This is a genomic window from Stutzerimonas sp. KH-1, from assembly GCF_054483855.1.
This window is the reverse complement of record NZ_CM137011.1, coordinates 2,746,617-2,760,441: the sequence shown is the minus strand read 5'-3', so window position 1 is coordinate 2,760,441 and position 13,825 is coordinate 2,746,617. Positions and strand designations below refer to the sequence as shown.

The 13,825-nt window shown below is 65.3% G+C and carries 17 protein-coding genes; 11 read left to right on the top strand and 6 right to left on the bottom strand.

Annotation, left to right across the window (positions count from 1 at the left end; all coding sequences use genetic code 11):
- Window position 1: 1 nt before the first annotated feature.
- Entirely contained in the window at window positions 2-886 is an 885-nt protein-coding gene (locus tag ACX1DW_RS13350; protein ID WP_200600358.1) for a sugar nucleotide-binding protein, read from the top strand.
- On the top strand, window positions 879-1,808 hold the full coding sequence (locus ACX1DW_RS13345; RefSeq protein ID WP_200600356.1) for an NAD-dependent epimerase/dehydratase family protein: 930 nt from the start codon (window positions 879-881) through the stop codon (window positions 1,806-1,808). The genes ACX1DW_RS13350 and ACX1DW_RS13345 overlap by 8 nt, the downstream gene beginning before the upstream one ends.
- A 70-nt stretch (window positions 1,809-1,878) precedes the next feature.
- Here ACX1DW_RS13345 and ACX1DW_RS13340 read toward each other — a convergent pair whose 3' ends face one another.
- Window positions 1,879-2,562: an OmpW/AlkL family protein gene (locus ACX1DW_RS13340; protein ID WP_200600354.1), complete on the bottom strand. Its 684-nt coding sequence runs from the start codon at window positions 2,560-2,562 to the stop codon at window positions 1,879-1,881.
- A gap of 184 nt (window positions 2,563-2,746) precedes the next feature.
- Between ACX1DW_RS13340 and ACX1DW_RS13335 the strand changes: the two genes are divergently transcribed.
- Genes ACX1DW_RS13335 through ACX1DW_RS13310 form a run of 6 tightly spaced genes read left to right on the top strand, consistent with a single transcriptional unit; the run spans window position 2,747 to window position 7,644 of the window.
- Window positions 2,747-3,532, top strand: a complete 786-nt coding sequence (locus ACX1DW_RS13335; RefSeq protein ID WP_156244172.1) for a DUF3450 domain-containing protein — start codon at window positions 2,747-2,749, stop codon at window positions 3,530-3,532.
- The gene (locus ACX1DW_RS13330) at window positions 3,529-4,875 is read left to right on the top strand and encodes a MotA/TolQ/ExbB proton channel family protein (RefSeq protein WP_458991695.1); all 1,347 of its coding nucleotides are present in this window, start codon (window positions 3,529-3,531) and stop codon (window positions 4,873-4,875) included. Before ACX1DW_RS13335 ends, ACX1DW_RS13330 begins: the two co-directional genes overlap by 4 nt.
- The gene (locus ACX1DW_RS13325; RefSeq protein ID WP_011912010.1) at window positions 4,868-5,413 is read left to right on the top strand and encodes a MotA/TolQ/ExbB proton channel family protein; all 546 of its coding nucleotides are present in this window, start codon (window positions 4,868-4,870) and stop codon (window positions 5,411-5,413) included. The genes ACX1DW_RS13330 and ACX1DW_RS13325 overlap by 8 nt, the downstream gene beginning before the upstream one ends.
- An 11-nt stretch (window positions 5,414-5,424) precedes the next feature.
- The gene (locus ACX1DW_RS13320) at window positions 5,425-5,838 is read left to right on the top strand and encodes an ExbD/TolR family protein (protein WP_013981725.1); all 414 of its coding nucleotides are present in this window, start codon (window positions 5,425-5,427) and stop codon (window positions 5,836-5,838) included.
- Window positions 5,838-6,551 (top strand): energy transducer TonB, encoded by a 714-nt coding sequence (locus ACX1DW_RS13315; RefSeq protein WP_011912012.1) that lies wholly within the window; start codon window positions 5,838-5,840, stop codon window positions 6,549-6,551. Before ACX1DW_RS13320 ends, ACX1DW_RS13315 begins: the two co-directional genes overlap by 1 nt.
- Before the next feature lies 1 nt (window position 6,552).
- Window positions 6,553-7,644, top strand: coding sequence for a tetratricopeptide repeat protein (locus ACX1DW_RS13310; RefSeq protein ID WP_011912013.1), 1,092 nt, complete (start codon window positions 6,553-6,555; stop codon window positions 7,642-7,644).
- 51 nt (window positions 7,645-7,695) lie between these two features.
- Here ACX1DW_RS13310 and ACX1DW_RS13305 read toward each other — a convergent pair whose 3' ends face one another.
- The 4 genes from ACX1DW_RS13305 to ACX1DW_RS13290 are packed head-to-tail and all read right to left on the bottom strand — an operon-like array spanning window position 7,696 to window position 10,837.
- The gene (locus ACX1DW_RS13305; protein WP_013981728.1) at window positions 7,696-8,208 is read right to left on the bottom strand and encodes a DUF3299 domain-containing protein; all 513 of its coding nucleotides are present in this window, start codon (window positions 8,206-8,208) and stop codon (window positions 7,696-7,698) included.
- Between the two features lie 8 nt (window positions 8,209-8,216).
- Window positions 8,217-9,482, bottom strand: coding sequence for an ABC transporter permease (locus ACX1DW_RS13300; RefSeq protein ID WP_133456292.1), 1,266 nt, complete (start codon window positions 9,480-9,482; stop codon window positions 8,217-8,219).
- Window positions 9,483-9,485: 3 nt separating this feature from the next.
- Entirely contained in the window at window positions 9,486-10,193 is a 708-nt protein-coding gene (locus tag ACX1DW_RS13295; protein ID WP_458991694.1) for an ABC transporter ATP-binding protein, read from the bottom strand.
- Between the two features lie 17 nt (window positions 10,194-10,210).
- Window positions 10,211-10,837: a DUF2796 domain-containing protein gene (locus tag ACX1DW_RS13290; protein ID WP_458991693.1), complete on the bottom strand. Its 627-nt coding sequence runs from the start codon at window positions 10,835-10,837 to the stop codon at window positions 10,211-10,213.
- Between the two features lie 94 nt (window positions 10,838-10,931).
- On the opposite strand from ACX1DW_RS13290, the gene ACX1DW_RS13285 reads away from it, so the two are divergent.
- Entirely contained in the window at window positions 10,932-11,315 is a 384-nt protein-coding gene (locus ACX1DW_RS13285) for a hypothetical protein (RefSeq protein WP_458991692.1), read from the top strand.
- On the opposite strand, the gene trxA is transcribed toward ACX1DW_RS13285, so the two are convergent.
- Complete coding sequence (gene trxA, locus ACX1DW_RS13280) at window positions 11,309-12,178, bottom strand: thioredoxin (RefSeq protein ID WP_458991691.1); 870 nt, start codon at window positions 12,176-12,178, stop codon at window positions 11,309-11,311. The two genes, ACX1DW_RS13285 and trxA, sit on opposite strands and share 7 nt — an antisense overlap.
- 207 nt (window positions 12,179-12,385) lie before the next feature.
- Here trxA and yedE point away from each other — a divergent pair, with 207 nt between their 5' ends.
- Both yedE and yedF read left to right on the top strand, forming a co-directional pair.
- Complete coding sequence (gene yedE, locus ACX1DW_RS13275; protein WP_458991690.1) at window positions 12,386-13,612, top strand: selenium metabolism membrane protein YedE/FdhT; 1,227 nt, start codon at window positions 12,386-12,388, stop codon at window positions 13,610-13,612.
- Window positions 13,581-13,820, top strand: a complete 240-nt coding sequence (gene yedF / locus ACX1DW_RS13270; RefSeq protein ID WP_013981735.1) for a sulfurtransferase-like selenium metabolism protein YedF — start codon at window positions 13,581-13,583, stop codon at window positions 13,818-13,820. Before yedE ends, yedF begins: the two co-directional genes overlap by 32 nt.
- Window positions 13,821-13,825: the final 5 nt, after the last annotated feature.

Sequence of the window (13,825 nt, the reverse complement as noted above, 5' to 3'; positions counted from 1 at the left end):
AATGCGAATGCGCCTGATGCTGTTGGGCGGCGGCAATGCCCTGGGTCAGGCGCTCATCCGCCTCGGCGCCGAGGAAGACATCGGCTTTCTCGCGCCGCGCCCGCCCACCCAGGGCTGGGATGCCGCCAGTCTTACCCAGTTGCTCGACGACAACCGTCCGGATGTCGTCATCAACCTCGCCTACTACTACGACTGGTTCCAGAGCGGACAGCCCAACGAGCCGGCGCTCGCGGCTCAGGAGCGGGCTGTGGAGCGGCTTGCCGAGCTGTGCCAGCACCACGATTTCGTTCTCCTGCAGCCGTCGAGTTACCGTGTATTCGACGGTGCACGCACCACTGCCTACAGCGAGAAGGATGAAGTCGCACCGCTGGATGCCCGGGGCCAGGCGCTCTGGCGCATCGAGCAGAGCGTGCGGGCGTTGTGCCCGCGTCATGTGCTGCTGCGTTTCGGCTGGCTGCTCGACGACAGTCGTGACGGTGTGTTGGGGCGAGTCTTGCAACGGCTGGAGCAGAGCGAGGCGATACTGCTGGCGGACGATCGCCGTGGCAATCCGACGCCGGTGGACGACGCGGCCCGGGTGATCCTCGCAGTGCTCAAACAGCTCGATTGCCAGGCGCCGTTGTGGGGTACCTATCATTACGGCGGTCACGAAGCTTCGACGCCGCTGCTGGTCGCGCAGGCGCTGCTGGGTGAGGCCGCCAGGTATCGCGATGTGACAACTGCCAAGCTGACGCCGGTCGCTCACGCCGACTGTTCCGATGCCGCGGCTGAGCCGCAGCACGGTGTGTTGGCCTGCAAGAAGATATTCACCACCTTCGGCATCAAGCCGCGTGCCTGGCGCACCGGCCTGCCGAGCATGCTGGAGCGTTATTACCGCCATGGCTGATGCCCCGATCCTGATCACAGGTGGCGCCGGCTTCATCGGCTCCAATCTGGTCGATGCCCTGCTGGCGCGCGGCTATGCCGTCCGCGTGCTGGATAACCTTTCCACCGGCAAACGCGAGAACCTGCAACAGCATGAGCGGCTCGAACTCATCGTCGGCGACGTGGCCGACGTCGACTGTGTTCGTCGCGCGGTACAGGGCTGCCGGGCCGTCGTGCATTTGGCCGCTGTCGCGTCGGTGCAGGCGTCGGTGGATGATCCGGTTGGCACCCACCAGAGCAACCTGATAGGTACCTTGAATCTTTGCGAGGCGATGCGAGAGGCGGGTGTGAAGCGCGTGCTGTTTGCTTCGAGCGCAGCGGTCTATGGCAACAATGGCGAAGGCCAGGCCATCGATGAAGATACCGCGAAGGCGCCGCTGACCCCTTACGCTGCAGACAAACTGGCCAGCGAGCATTACCTGGATTTCTATCGGCGCCAGCATGGTCTGGAGCCTGTGGTGTTCCGCTTCTTCAATGTCTACGGCCCACGCCAGGATCCGTCGTCACCCTATTCGGGGGTCATCAGCATCTTTACCGAGCGGGCGCAGAAGGGGCTGCCGATTGCGGTGTTCGGCGATGGGGAGCAGACGCGGGACTTCGTCTTTATCGGTGACCTGGTCGAGGTGCTAGTGCAAGCACTGGAAGCCTCCGACGCACCGGAAGGGGCGGTGAATGTGGGGCTCAACAAAGCTACATCGTTGAACCAGCTGCTCGACGCGATTGGCGATGTGCTGGGGGATCTGCCCGAGGTGAGCTATCAGGCGGCGCGCTCGGGAGACATTCGCCATTCGCGGGCGAACAATGCGCGGCTGGTGCAGCGCTACCGCTTGCCAGAGCCACCCACCAGCATGCGCCAAGGACTGGCCCGTTTGTTGGGCAAGTAAGCGAAACCGGAAAAGACAAAAGGCGCCAATGGCGCCTTTTGTCTGTCTGCGATTCGGTTGGACCGATGCGTCAGAACTTGTAGCCGAGGCCGACCATGTAGACGAAGGGATCGACGTCTACGTCAACTTTTGTTTTGCCAATGGTAAGTGCGGACGGTCCGTCAACGGTCGCTTCGGTGTCGATGTCGATATAGCGAACCTGCGCGTTCAGCATCAATTTGTCCGTGAGCATGTAGTCCATGCCTACTTGGGCGGCGAGACCGAATGAATCATCCAGCTCTAGATTGCTGAATCCTTGGTCCTTACGAGCGCCAGTGAGATCTTCCTGGAAGAACGTAGTGTAGTTAACGCCCAAGCCTACATAAGGTTGAAATGCCGACTGGCTATTCAGCGGGTAATAAACAACGCTGAGTGTTGGCGGCAAATGTTTGATATCCGCCAGTTTGCCATCCAGGCCAGCACCCAAGCCTTTAACGCCGACCTCATGGCTGAACGGAGTAGCCGCCAGCAGTTCAATTCCGATCTGATTAGTGACCATGTAAGCGAAGTTCAGGCCCAGTTGGGTATCGCTATCCAGCGTAGCGCTAGTGCCGGCAGCACTGGCTCCATCGAATTTCAGGCTGCTGCTATCTTCACGCGGATCAACGGTAACCGCACCAGCGCGAACGATGATGTCCCCGGCCTCGAAAGCCTGGGCGAGGGGTGCGGTCAGCGCCAGGGCCAGCGCGGAAGCAGTGAACAGGGTCTTGCGCATGATGATGCTCCGTTTGTTGGAATGCGATTGGCCGCCATGTTAGGGAGCAGGCGCTGGGGCTTTTTGATCCAGCTCAATGAAAGCCGCGTCGCCAGCTGCGACGTAATGCCCGGGTTGCTTTGAGTCAATTGCTGGATGATAATGTTTCTCTTTTGAGTTAACGACCGTCTGCAAGGACCTCCTCATGCCTCCCTTCATCCCCCGCCTGTTGGCGGTTGCCGTGCTGCCGTGCTGCCTGCACCTGTATGCGGGGTCGCTCTCCGCGGCTCCGCTCGACGCTGCGCTCGAAGAGAGCGAGCGCCTGTCTGCCGAAGCCAAGGCTTCGCAAGCGCGGATCAACCAGCTTGACGATGCCACGCGCGAGGCGCTCAACGAGTACCGCAGCGCTTTGCAGCAGGCTGAGGCATTGAAAGGTTATAACAGTCAGTTACGCGACTTGGTGGCCGCACAGCGCGAGGAGCTCGAGGGCTTTCAGCGCCAGCTGGACAGCATCGAGCGCACCCAGGAAGCGGTGACGCCGCAGATGAGTCGCATGGTCGAGGTGCTCGGCGAGTTCATTGCCGCCGACTTGCCGTTCCTGCCGGAGGAGCGCGCCGATCGTCTGGCCGGTCTGCAGGATCTGCTGCCGCGCGCCGATGTCAGCCTGGCGGAAAAGTACCGGCGCATCCTCGAGGCCTATCAGATCGAAAGCGACTACGGCCGCACGCTGGAAGCCTGGCGCGGCGAACTGCCTGGCAACGGCGATTCGCGTAGCGTCGAGTTTCTCCGCCTGGGCCGGGTGATGCTCTATTACCAAACCCTCGATGCTCATGAGAGCGGCTGGTGGAACCCGCAGACGCGCAGCTGGGAAGTGCTCGACGGCAGCGCACGACGGCCGCTGACCCAGGCCATCGCCATTGCCCGCCAGCAGCAGGCGCCCGCCTATCTGCAACTGCCCGTGAAGACCCTGGCCGAGGAGGCCGCGCAATGAGCCGTCTGTTTTCCCTGTTCCTTGTCGCGCTGCTGCCGCTCACCTCGCATGCGGCGGAGCCGCTCAGCCCCGACCAGTTGCTCGAACGCATTCGCAGCGACCGCGCCGCTGAGGTCAGTGCCATGCAGGCTCGCGAGCAGGCCTTCGTTCGTGACCGTGGCGAGCAGCAGCAACTGCTTTCCCGTGCCCGTGCCGCACTGGCCGAGCAGAAGGCCGAGGCCGAGCGACTGAAGGCCGAATTCGACCGCCAGGAAGCGGAGCTGGCCGAGCGGGAAAAGCTCCTGGCCCAGCGCGTCGGTCATCTCGGTGAGCTGTTCGGCGTGGTGCGGCAGAGCGCCGGTGATATCGCCGGTCAGTGGCAGGACAGCCTGCTCAATGCCCAATATCCCGAGCGCCTCGAGCAGCTACGCAGCTTGGCCGAAAGTCGCGCCCTGCCATCGGCCGACGATCTCGATGCGTTCTGGATGACCTTGCTCGAAGACCTGGCGGCCAGCGGCCGAGTCGAGCGTGTGCAGCTGCCGGTGGTGGGCACCGATGGTGCGCGCAGTGAGCAGCCGGTACTGCGCGTTGGCAGCTTCTCGGCTTTCACCAGCGACGCCTTCCTGCGTTACGACGCCGATGCCGGCGAGCTGCTGGTGCCGCCGCGTCAGCCGTCCGGCAAGGGCCTGATCGAGGATTACCTGAATAGCTCCGATGCCCTGGCCACGCTGCCGGTCGATCCGAGCCGCGGCACCCTGCTGGCGCAGTTGCAGCGCCAGCCGGACCTGTGGGATCGCGTCAAGCAGGGCGGTCTGGTCGGTGGCGTGATCCTGGTGCTCGGCGCCATCGGCCTGCTGCTGGCGATCTGGCGCATGGTCTATCTCGGCGGCATTGGCCGCAAGGTTGGAAGCCAGATGCGCGAGCTCAATCATCCGCGCGACGACAACCCGCTCGGCCGCATCATCGGCGTACTGGGGCCCAAGCCGCAGCTGTCGGACCTGGAGACCCTGGAGCTCAAGCTGGACGAAGCCATCCTGCAGGAAACCCCGCCGCTGGAGCGCGGCCAACCGCTGCTCAAGCTGCTCGCCGCCGTGGCGCCGCTGCTCGGCCTGCTGGGTACCGTGACCGGCATGATCATCACCTTCCAGGCCATCACCCAGAGTGGTGGCGGCGATTCGCGGCTGATGGCCGACGGCATTTCCCAGGCGCTGGTGACCACGGTGCTGGGCCTGGTGGTGGCGATCCCGCTGCTGTTCCTGCACAGCCTGTTGGCGAGCCGCAGCAAGGCGCTGATCCAGCTGCTGGAGCAGCAGAGCGCCGGGCTGATCGCGCTGCATCTGTCCGGAGCACCACGCCGTGACTGATCTGCGCGCTCACTGGCTGAGTGTCGTCGACAGCGGTCACGCGCTGCTCGACTTCATGACCGCGGGTGGGGTGGTGATGTGGGCATTGGCCGGCCTGTGCGTGCTGTATTGGACGCTGGTGTTCGAGCGCCTGTGGTTCATGCGTCGGGTCTTCCCGCATTGGGTCGAGTCGCGCCGGCAGGCCTGGGCGCAGCTGGCCGATGAGCCCGGCAGCTGGCAGCGCGCCGTGCGCCTGGCCTGGCTGGCGCAGGCACAGCAGCAGCTGTCCGGCCCGCTGCGGTTGAGCAAGACGCTGGTTGCGATGTATCCGCTGCTCGGCCTGCTGGGCACGGTCAGCGGCATGATCGCGGTTTTCGATGTGCTGGCGCTCAGCGGCACCGGCAACCCTCGCGGCATGGCTGCGGGCGTCTGGCAGGCGACCCTGCCGACCATGGCCGGCATGGTGCTGGCCATCACGGGATTGTTCAGTCTGGCGCGCCTCGAGCGAATCGCGCGCCAGTCTCTCGACCGGCTGGCCGACCAGCTGCGTCACGATTGAGGATTAGCGGGATGCGTATGCGTCGTCACCATTACCAGCAGGAAGAAGACACCGGTATCGATCTCACGCCGATGCTCGACGTGGTCTTCATCATGCTGATCTTCTTCATCGTCACCAGCTCCTTCATCAAGGAGTCGGGTGTCGAGGTCCAGCGCCCGCAGGCCGATACCGCGAGCACGCAGGACAAGGGCAACATCCTTATCGCCGTCACCGCCGATGGGCAGGTCTGGATCGACAAGCAGGCGGTGGACGTGCGCAGCGTCCGCGCCCATGTCGAGCGGATGCGGGTGGATCAGCCCGAGGGCGCGGTGGTTGTCCAGGCAGACCAGGATGCCCGCACCGGCCTTGTGGTGCAGGTGATGGACCAGGCGCGCCAGGCCGGCGTGCAGGACGTGGCGCTGGCTGCCAGCACGGGGTCGCGCTGATGCAACCGCGGCTGGTCCGTTTCAGTCTGGCTTTCGTCGCCGCCTGCGTGGTGGCGCTGCTGCTGTTCGCCCTGATGCTGAGCATGGTCAATCCACCGCGCAGCAAGATTCAGGAAGACCCGCTGGCCATCGCCAATTTCGTGCGTATGGATGGGCGCAACGAAGACAGCGCCACGCGCACTCGCCAGCAGGCGCCGCAACCGCCACAGCCGAAGACGCCGCAACCGCCGACGCCGCCGACGCCGAACATGGCCACGCCGGATGCCAACCTGCCGAAGCTCGACCTCGATCTGCCGAGCATTGATGCGGGCATTTCGGTCGCGACCGCGCCGGCGCCCAGCCTGTCCGGCCTGACCGCTGCGCAGAGCACGCCTGCGGCCGCTCCGGCACCGGCTAGCGCGGCGGTCGAGGCGGCTGGCAAGCCGGGTGGGCCCGAGCAGGAAGTCATGCCGCTCAACGACGTGCGCCCGGAATATCCCTATCGCGCCCGGCAGCAGGGCATCGAGGGCCATATCAAGCTTGCCTTCACCATCAATCCCCAGGGGCGGGTGGAGAACATCCGCGTACTGGAGGCGTCACCACGCAACGTGTTCGATCGCGAGGCCCGGCGTGCCGCGGCCCGCTGGCGTTTCGCCCCGCGCACCGAGAACGGTGCGCCGGTATCCCGAGAAGCCGTTAAAACCCTGCACTTCCGCCTGCAAGGAGAACGCTGAAATGCTTCGTCTGCTGCTTGTGCTGACCCTTTCCCTCGCTGCTTCGGTCCAGGCTGCCCAGGCCATCGACCCGGCCGTGTTCATGGCGCTCGAGCGAGCGCAGACCGCGCAGAGCAAGGGCGACTATGCGGCTGCACGCAAGGCGCTGGACGGCGCGAGCGCCAAGCCGGGGAGCAACGAAGAGGCTTTGCTCTGGCGCAGCCGAGGCTATCTGGCCTGGGCCGAAGGCAACAACCGGCAGGCGCTGGAGTGGCTGGACAAGGCCGTGGCCAGCGGCAAGCTGGACGAGCAACTGCTGGCCGGCGAGCGCCTCAATCTGGCACGCCTGAACCTGGTCGAGGGGCGCTATGCCAAGGTCGTCAGCCTGCTGGGCTCGGCCAATCAGGCCGACGAGGAGATCCTGCAGATGCTGGTGCAGGCCTATCAGGGGCTCGGTCAGCATGCCAAGGCCCTGCCGCTGGCCGAGCGTTACGTGCAGGCCAATCCGAAAGCCGGCGACACCTGGCTGCAGTTCCTGGTCGCCGGCAATGCCGAACTCAAACGCTATCAGGCCGCCGAACGCTGGCAACAGAAACTCTTGCTGCGCCATCCCGATCAGGTCAAGGCCTGGCGGCAGCTCGCCGGCCTTCAGCAGCTGGCCGGTGCCGAGGATCGCGCGCTGGCTACCCTACGGGCGGCGCACACCAAGGGGCTGCGCTTCACTGAGGCCGAGCTGGACAACCTGGTCGCACTGGCCAGTGCCGCCGGCCAGCCCTGGCAGGGCGCCAAGCTGTTGGAAGGCATGCTTGCCTCGCGCTTGCTGCCGAGCAATGCGCAACGTCAGGAACGCATGGGCATGCTCTGGTGGCAGGCACGTGAGCGTACCGAAGCCGCCAAGATCTATCGGCAGTTGGCGACCCAGACCGGCAGCGCCAAGTTCTGGATGAATGTCGCACAGCTCGAACTGGAACAGGCCCGCTGGCAGGCCGGGCTCGAAGCGCTGAAACAGGCGGAGCGAGCCGGAGCGGAGCGTCGCCGGGTGCGCGAATGGCGGGAGTGGGCTGAAGGCGAGCTCAGCTTCGAGCGCGAACGGCAGGTCGCCAGCGTCCGCTGATTGGCGTGGCGACCACGGCGATCACTATCGCCGTCGTCCTGCGCCTGCTGGTCACTGCAACTCGTAGGGATAGATCTTCTGCGCCTGCATGCGGTAGCCGGCCTCTGCCAGCTCGCTGCTGGCATGCTCGACGCGCATGGGCCCTTCGATCCAGAACGGCTCGTACAGCGCTTCTACCCGCACGCCCAGTTCGCTGGTGGCATGCACGATCTGGTTGGACGGCGGTGGTGGCACATGGATGCAGGCGCCGAAATAGGGCACCAGCAGGAACTCAATGACGCGCCCTTCGTCGGTCATGTCCAGCGGCACGATATAGCCTGGCAACTTCACCATCTGCCCATCGAGCGCCTCGACCACCGGCGCGGCCGGCGACTGCTGTGCCGCGGCCGGGCCGGCCTCGGCGGCGAGCGCATCGGCCAGCTGCGACATGTCATGTATCGCCAGCGGCGGTGGCGGCGGAGGGGCTCCTTCCGGAATCAGCTCCGACCATTGCAGCAGACGGACTTCAGCCGCGTGCAGGGGCAGCGCGCAGGCCAGGAGCAGGGCGAACAGCAGGCGTGGCATGGGCTTCCTCATAGTCGGATCGACAGGCCATCGGCAAGCGATTGGCGATACGCCCGCCAGGCCGGCACGCTGCCCATCAGCAGCGCGGCCAGCAGAATAGCGCCAAGCAGGCTCCACTCATAGGCGCTCGGCCAGGCCAGCGGCAGATACAGGCCATACAGGCTCTGCAGCGGCGCCTGTGCGATGGCGATCCCTGCATACAACAGGGCCAGCCCCAGCAGCGTGCCCGCCAGCGCCAGACCGAAGGCCTCGATGATCAACAGCGCGGCGATATGCCAGGGGCGAGCACCCACTGAGCGCAGGATCGCCATCTCCCGGCGACGTTCGTTGAGGCTGGTTAGGATCGCCGTGAGCATGCCGATCAGCCCGGTCAGCACGACGAATAGCGAGACCACGAACAGCGCCTTCTCGGCTGTGCCCATCAGGCTCCAGAGTTCCTGCAGGGCAACGCCGGGCAGGATCGCCAGCAGCGGTTCGCCGCGGTACTGGTTGATTTCCCGTTGCAGGGTGAACGTGGCGACCTTGCTGTTCAAGCCGAGCAGGAACGCCGTGATCTGCTGTGGCTGAAGATCTAGGCCACGCGCTTGCTCGGCGTCGATGCGTGCGGCGCCGCGCGCCGGCATGCCGTTCTGCCAGTCGATGTGCAGCGCTTCCATGCCGGCCAGGCTGATGTGCAGGGTGCGGTCGACAGGAGTGCCGGTGCGCTGCAGCACGCCAACCACGCGGAACGGCTTGTCGTCGTGCTGCACCAGGCTGACCCGGGCGATGCCATGGGCCAGCACGATACTGTCGTCGAGCTGGTAGCCCAGCGCGCTGGCCACTTCGGCACCCAGTACCACCTCGAACGGGTCGCTTTCGAAGGCGCGGCCTTCGGCCAGCTGCAGCGGCTGTTTGCGGCCGTAGCGGTAGTGCTCGAAATAGCCGGCACTGGTGCCCATCACGCGATAGCCACGATGGGAATCGCCGAGGGAAATCGGGATTGCCCAGGCGACCCGTGGGTGTTCGGCGAAGTGCTGGTAGCTTTCCCAGCGGATGTTGTTCGTCGCGTTACCGATGCGAAACACCGAATAGAGCAGCAGATTCACCGAGCCGGAGCGGGCGCCGACCACCAGATCTGTGCCGCTGATGGTGCTGGCGAAGCTGGCGCGGGTTTCGCTGCGTACCCGTTCGACGGCGAGCAGCAGGCACACTGACAGCGCGATGGCGAATACGGTCAGCAGGGCGGTAAAACGGCGATTGTTCAGGCTCGCCAGGGCCAGGCGCAGTAGATACATCGCTCAGCACTCCGGCGCGCGTGCGGCGCGATTGAGATCGGCCAGCGACAGGCTGCGGTCGAACAGCGGTGCGAGGCTTTGATCATGGCTGACGAACAGCAGGCTGGCGCCCGCCGCCCGGCACTCGGAAAAGAGCAGTTGCAGGAAGGCTTCGCGGTTGTCCGCATCCAGTGCCGAGGTCGGTTCGTCGGCGATGACCAGCTCGGGCTGGCCGATCAGCGCTCGGGCGGCAGCCACGCGCTGCTGCTGGCCGATGGAGAGCGCGTCGGCCCGCCGCTCGAACAGCTCCGGTGCCAGCCCCAGGTGCTCCAGCAGGCTGGCCGCGGCGGCGTCCGTGCTGCCGTGCCGCTTGCGCGCACGTTCGGCACGTAGCCGCGAAAAATGGCAGGGCAGACCGACGTTTTCACGCACCGAGAGAAAAGGCAGCAGGTTGAACTGCTGGAAGATGTAGCCGGTGTGATCGACCCGGAAGCGATCACGGGCGCCCGCCGACAGGCTGCCGAGGTCACGGTCGAGCAGGCGCACGCTGCCGCGCGCGGCCTTCTGCACGCCGCCGATCAGGCCGAGCAGGGTGGTCTTGCCGCTGCCCGAGGGGCCTTTGAGAAACAGGCTCTCGCCGCGCTCGAGGCGAAAGCAGGGAATATCCAGCAGCTCGGCCTGGCGTGGCCAGGCGAAGCCGAGGTTGTCGATTGCGAGAAGTGGAGCGGTCATCGATGTCCAGTGCTGGTTCAGAAAGGCAGCTGCGGGCGCGCCGGGGTCAGTTCTGCGCCCTGTTGGCCGTTGGGGCCGATCAGTTGTACCTGAATCTTCTCCGTGCCGGGGAAGCGTTCGAACAGCCTCTTGAGATCCAGCGCCTGCAGTGCCTCCGGATCGCTGCAATCGAACTGGTAGCTCGCCTCGATATCGCTGTGACCGTCGTGTTCGTCTGCGGCGGCATGGCTGTGTTCGTGCCGATGGTCATCGTCCTGATCGCGGCGCTGGTAACCGGCGTGGGCCGAACCGAGCAGTTCGCCATGCAGCTGCTGTTCGCTCACCACGCAGTCGGCAGCCTTTGGCAGGCCGAACAGTGTCGCCGGTTGCTCGAGTTGGGCCCGTGCTTCGGCGATCTTCGCTTCGTCCGCTGGTGTGGCAGGCGCGTGTTCGAAGCCGACCAGATTCATGGCCGGGCTGATGAACTCCAGTTCAAGACGCTTGCCATCCAGCGCGGCGTTCAGGCGAGCCGCACCATGTTCGTGGGCGCCGAGGCTGGCAGCTTCTTCATGTTCGTGATGATGATCTTCATGTGCTTGGCTGTAGCTCAGGGGCAACAGAAGCACGGGTACGGCGAGCAGTAAGTGGCGCATGGTCAGCTCCATTGGCAAGGTCCGTTACGTTATAACAACTTTGCCGCTTGGCTGGCCAGCGCGGCCCGTGCATGTGAGCATGAACGCATATTTCAGGAGGGACAGCATGATCCGAATCCGCGGACGCATAGGGGACTGGCCGGTCGATCTGGAAATCGAACTGGGCGAACAGGACTGGTCGGGCCTGACGCGTGGGCTGGGCGCCGTCGAGATCAGCTCGGCCGCGCGGTCTGCAACGGCGGCTTCGCCGCCGGCCGATGCCCTCTGGCACAGCGCCCGGGAATGCCTGCGCAGTGCCGGGAAGCTCGAAGGGCCGCAGTTGTTCGCCGAGCTGGAGGCGATCACCGGGAGCACCCAGCTGGCCAAGCGGTTGCTGGTGCGGCTGCGTCATTGCGACGAGGTACGGGTCGAGCATGGCGCCGATTCGGCCTGCTATCACTGGATCGGCGAGCCCGCTGACGGACTCGCCAACAGCAGTCGAAATCAGTAAATCGCCTGATACAGCTTGCGGCGATACAGCGTCACCAGCGGATGGTCGTTGCCGAGCAGGTCGAAGACCTGCAGCAGGGTCTTGTGCGGCAGCCCGTCGGCATAGCTTCGGTTGCGCACGAACAGCCTGAGCAGCCCGTCCAGTGCCGCTTCGTACTGCTGGCGCGCCAGCTGCTGGATGGCCAGCTGGTATGCCGCCTCGTCATCCTCGCCGTTCTGCGCCAGGCGGCTCTTCAGCGTGGCGGCATCGGGCAGGTCATTGGCCTGACGCAGGAACGTCAGTTGCGCGCGCGCGCCGGCCAGCGCCTGCTTGTGCTCATCGCCCTTCACGGCATTGAGCACGGTTTCCGCCTCGCCCAGCTCGCCCCGTTCGGCCAGACAGCGCGCGTACAGGATCAGGCCGGCGGCGTTCTCGTTGTCCTCGCTGAGCAGCTGCTGCAGCTGCGCCTCTGCCTCGGCAAAACGGCCTTCGGCGAAGGCCGCCTCAGCGCTTTCCAGCAGATTGCCCTGTGGCGTTGTCGGGGCCTGTACGTGAGGCTCGAGCATGGCGCGAATGGCGGATTCCGGCTGCGCACCGGCGAAACCGTCCACCGGCTGGCCGTCCTTGAACAGCACCACGGTGGGCAGGCTGCGGATGCCGAAGCGGGCAACGACGTCCTGCTCGATGTCGCAGTTGACCTTGGCCAGCAGCAGCTCGCCCTGGTATTCCTCGGCGATCTTTGCCAGCAAGGGCATCAGCGCCTTGCACGGCGCGCACCATTCGGCCCAGAAATCCACCAGCACCGGCTTGTGGAACGAGTTCTCGAGCACCAGCTGTTCGAAACTGGCGGTGGTGACATCGAAGATATAGGGCGTCTGGCTCATCGGAATTCTCGTCGGCGACGGGTGACTGGGAAGCTGTGCATGGTAAGTGGGGGCGCCGCCGGCGAGAAGCAAGAGCTCGCGCGATGGATGCCATTGGTCTATGGTTGCGCCGCCTCTACGACGCGGCATCGCGATCGCCTCGTCGAGGCGAAACCCTTTTCCTAGACCGGTGCGGCGTTTGCAGTCGCGCGTCATAAGGAGCTTCACATGTCCGTTCTCTCCGATTTCCGGGAGCGCTATCTCGTGCGCTTCTGGTCGCCCCTGCCGGCGCTCGTCGCGCTGGGTGTCGCCTCCGCCTACTACTTCGCCATCACCGGAACCTTCTGGGCCGTCACCGGCGAATTCACCCGCTGGGGTGGGCACATCATTTCCTGGTTCGGCTACACCCCGCAGGAGTGGAGCTATTTCAAGCTGATCGGCCTGGCCGGTACGCCGCTCGATCGCATCGACGGCGTGATGATCATCGGCATGCTGCTTGGCGCGCTCTGTGCGGCGCTGTGGGCAAACAACGTCAGCCTGCGCTGGCCGACCAGCAGACGTCGCCTGCTGCAGGGCCTGATCGGCGGCATCATCGCCGGCTTCGGTGCGCGTCTGGCCATGGGCTGCAACCTGGCGGCCTTCTTCACCGGCATTCCAATGTTCTCGCTGCATGCCTGGGCCTTCATGCTGGCCACCGTGGGCGGCGCCTGGGTCGGCGTGAAGATCTGCCTGCTGCCCTGGCTGCGCACGCCGCTGAAGGTCGGTAGCCAAGCCAGTTCGCTGTTCGGTGACGTGGAAGGCACGCGGCGGCGGGCCTCGTTGCAGGCGCGCCTCGGCACCGGGGTGGCGTTGCTGGCCATCGCATTCGCCGCCTGGCGCTTCGATACCTCGCTGGTGCTGGGCATGGCGGTGCTGTTCGGCTTGTTGTTCGGCGGGCTGATCGAGCGGGCGCAGATCTGTTTCACCAGTGCCGCCCGCGACCTCTGGACCACCGGCCGAACCCGCGCTGCCTACGGCATCCTGCTCGGCATGGTGGTGGCCTGCGTCGGTACGTTCGGTGCCATCGCGCTGGGGGCAAGCCCGAAGATTTTCTGGATGGGGCCGAACGCGATTCTCGGCGGCGTGCTGTTCGGCATCGGCATCGTCGTCGCCGGCGGCTGCGAAACCGGCTGGATGTATCGCGCCATGGAAGGGCAGGTGCACTTCTGGGTGGTGGGCGTCGGCAACGTCATCGGCGGCACGCTGGTGGCGGTGTACTGGGACCAGCTCGGCACGTCGCTGGCGCTGCCCTATCCGAAGATCAATCTGCTGGAGAGCTTCGGCCCGGCCAGCGGATTGCTGCTGACCTTTGCCGGCCTGGCCATCGCCATGCTGCTGGTGCACCTCAACGCACGTCGTTTTCAACCGAAAAGGAGTCCTGCCCGTGAGCCAGGCCAAACCGAATCTCTCGCTTGATCTGCGGGGCGAGCACTGCCCGTATAACGCCATCGCCACGCTGGAAACCCTGGCGACCATGCAGCCAGGGCAGTTGCTGGAAGTGGTGACGGACTGTTCGCAGTCGGTGCACGGCATTCCCGAGGACGCCACGGCCAAGGGTTACAACTGCCTGGCGGTGGAGCAGCACGGTCCGCTGTTCCGCTTTCTCATCGAAGTGCCGCGCTGAGCGGG

Excerpts from the sequence above, each read along its gene's own strand:
- yedE (WP_458991690.1), top strand. The coding sequence starts at position 12,386 with ATGTCCGTTCTCTCCGATTTCCGGGAGCGCTATCTCGTGCGCTTCTGG.
- ACX1DW_RS13330 (WP_458991695.1), top strand. The coding sequence starts at position 3,529 with ATGAGCCGTCTGTTTTCCCTGTTCCTTGTCGCGCTGCTGCCGCTCACC.
- ACX1DW_RS13310 (WP_011912013.1), top strand. The coding sequence starts at position 6,553 with ATGCTTCGTCTGCTGCTTGTGCTGACCCTTTCCCTCGCTGCTTCGGTC.
- ACX1DW_RS13290 (WP_458991693.1), bottom strand. The coding sequence starts at position 10,837 with ATGGAGCTGACCATGCGCCACTTACTGCTCGCCGTACCCGTGCTTCTG.
- ACX1DW_RS13345 (WP_200600356.1), top strand. The coding sequence starts at position 879 with ATGGCTGATGCCCCGATCCTGATCACAGGTGGCGCCGGCTTCATCGGC.
- ACX1DW_RS13285 (WP_458991692.1), top strand. The coding sequence starts at position 10,932 with ATGATCCGAATCCGCGGACGCATAGGGGACTGGCCGGTCGATCTGGAA.
- ACX1DW_RS13305 (WP_013981728.1), bottom strand. The coding sequence starts at position 8,208 with ATGCCACGCCTGCTGTTCGCCCTGCTCCTGGCCTGCGCGCTGCCCCTG.
- ACX1DW_RS13350 (WP_200600358.1), top strand. The coding sequence starts at position 2 with ATGCGAATGCGCCTGATGCTGTTGGGCGGCGGCAATGCCCTGGGTCAG.
- trxA (WP_458991691.1), bottom strand. The coding sequence starts at position 12,178 with ATGAGCCAGACGCCCTATATCTTCGATGTCACCACCGCCAGTTTCGAA.
- ACX1DW_RS13340 (WP_200600354.1), bottom strand. The coding sequence starts at position 2,562 with ATGCGCAAGACCCTGTTCACTGCTTCCGCGCTGGCCCTGGCGCTGACC.
- ACX1DW_RS13300 (WP_133456292.1), bottom strand. The coding sequence starts at position 9,482 with ATGTATCTACTGCGCCTGGCCCTGGCGAGCCTGAACAATCGCCGTTTT.
- ACX1DW_RS13335 (WP_156244172.1), top strand. The coding sequence starts at position 2,747 with ATGCCTCCCTTCATCCCCCGCCTGTTGGCGGTTGCCGTGCTGCCGTGC.
- ACX1DW_RS13315 (WP_011912012.1), top strand. The coding sequence starts at position 5,838 with ATGCAACCGCGGCTGGTCCGTTTCAGTCTGGCTTTCGTCGCCGCCTGC.
- ACX1DW_RS13320 (WP_013981725.1), top strand. The coding sequence starts at position 5,425 with ATGCGTATGCGTCGTCACCATTACCAGCAGGAAGAAGACACCGGTATC.
- ACX1DW_RS13295 (WP_458991694.1), bottom strand. The coding sequence starts at position 10,193 with ATGACCGCTCCACTTCTCGCAATCGACAACCTCGGCTTCGCCTGGCCA.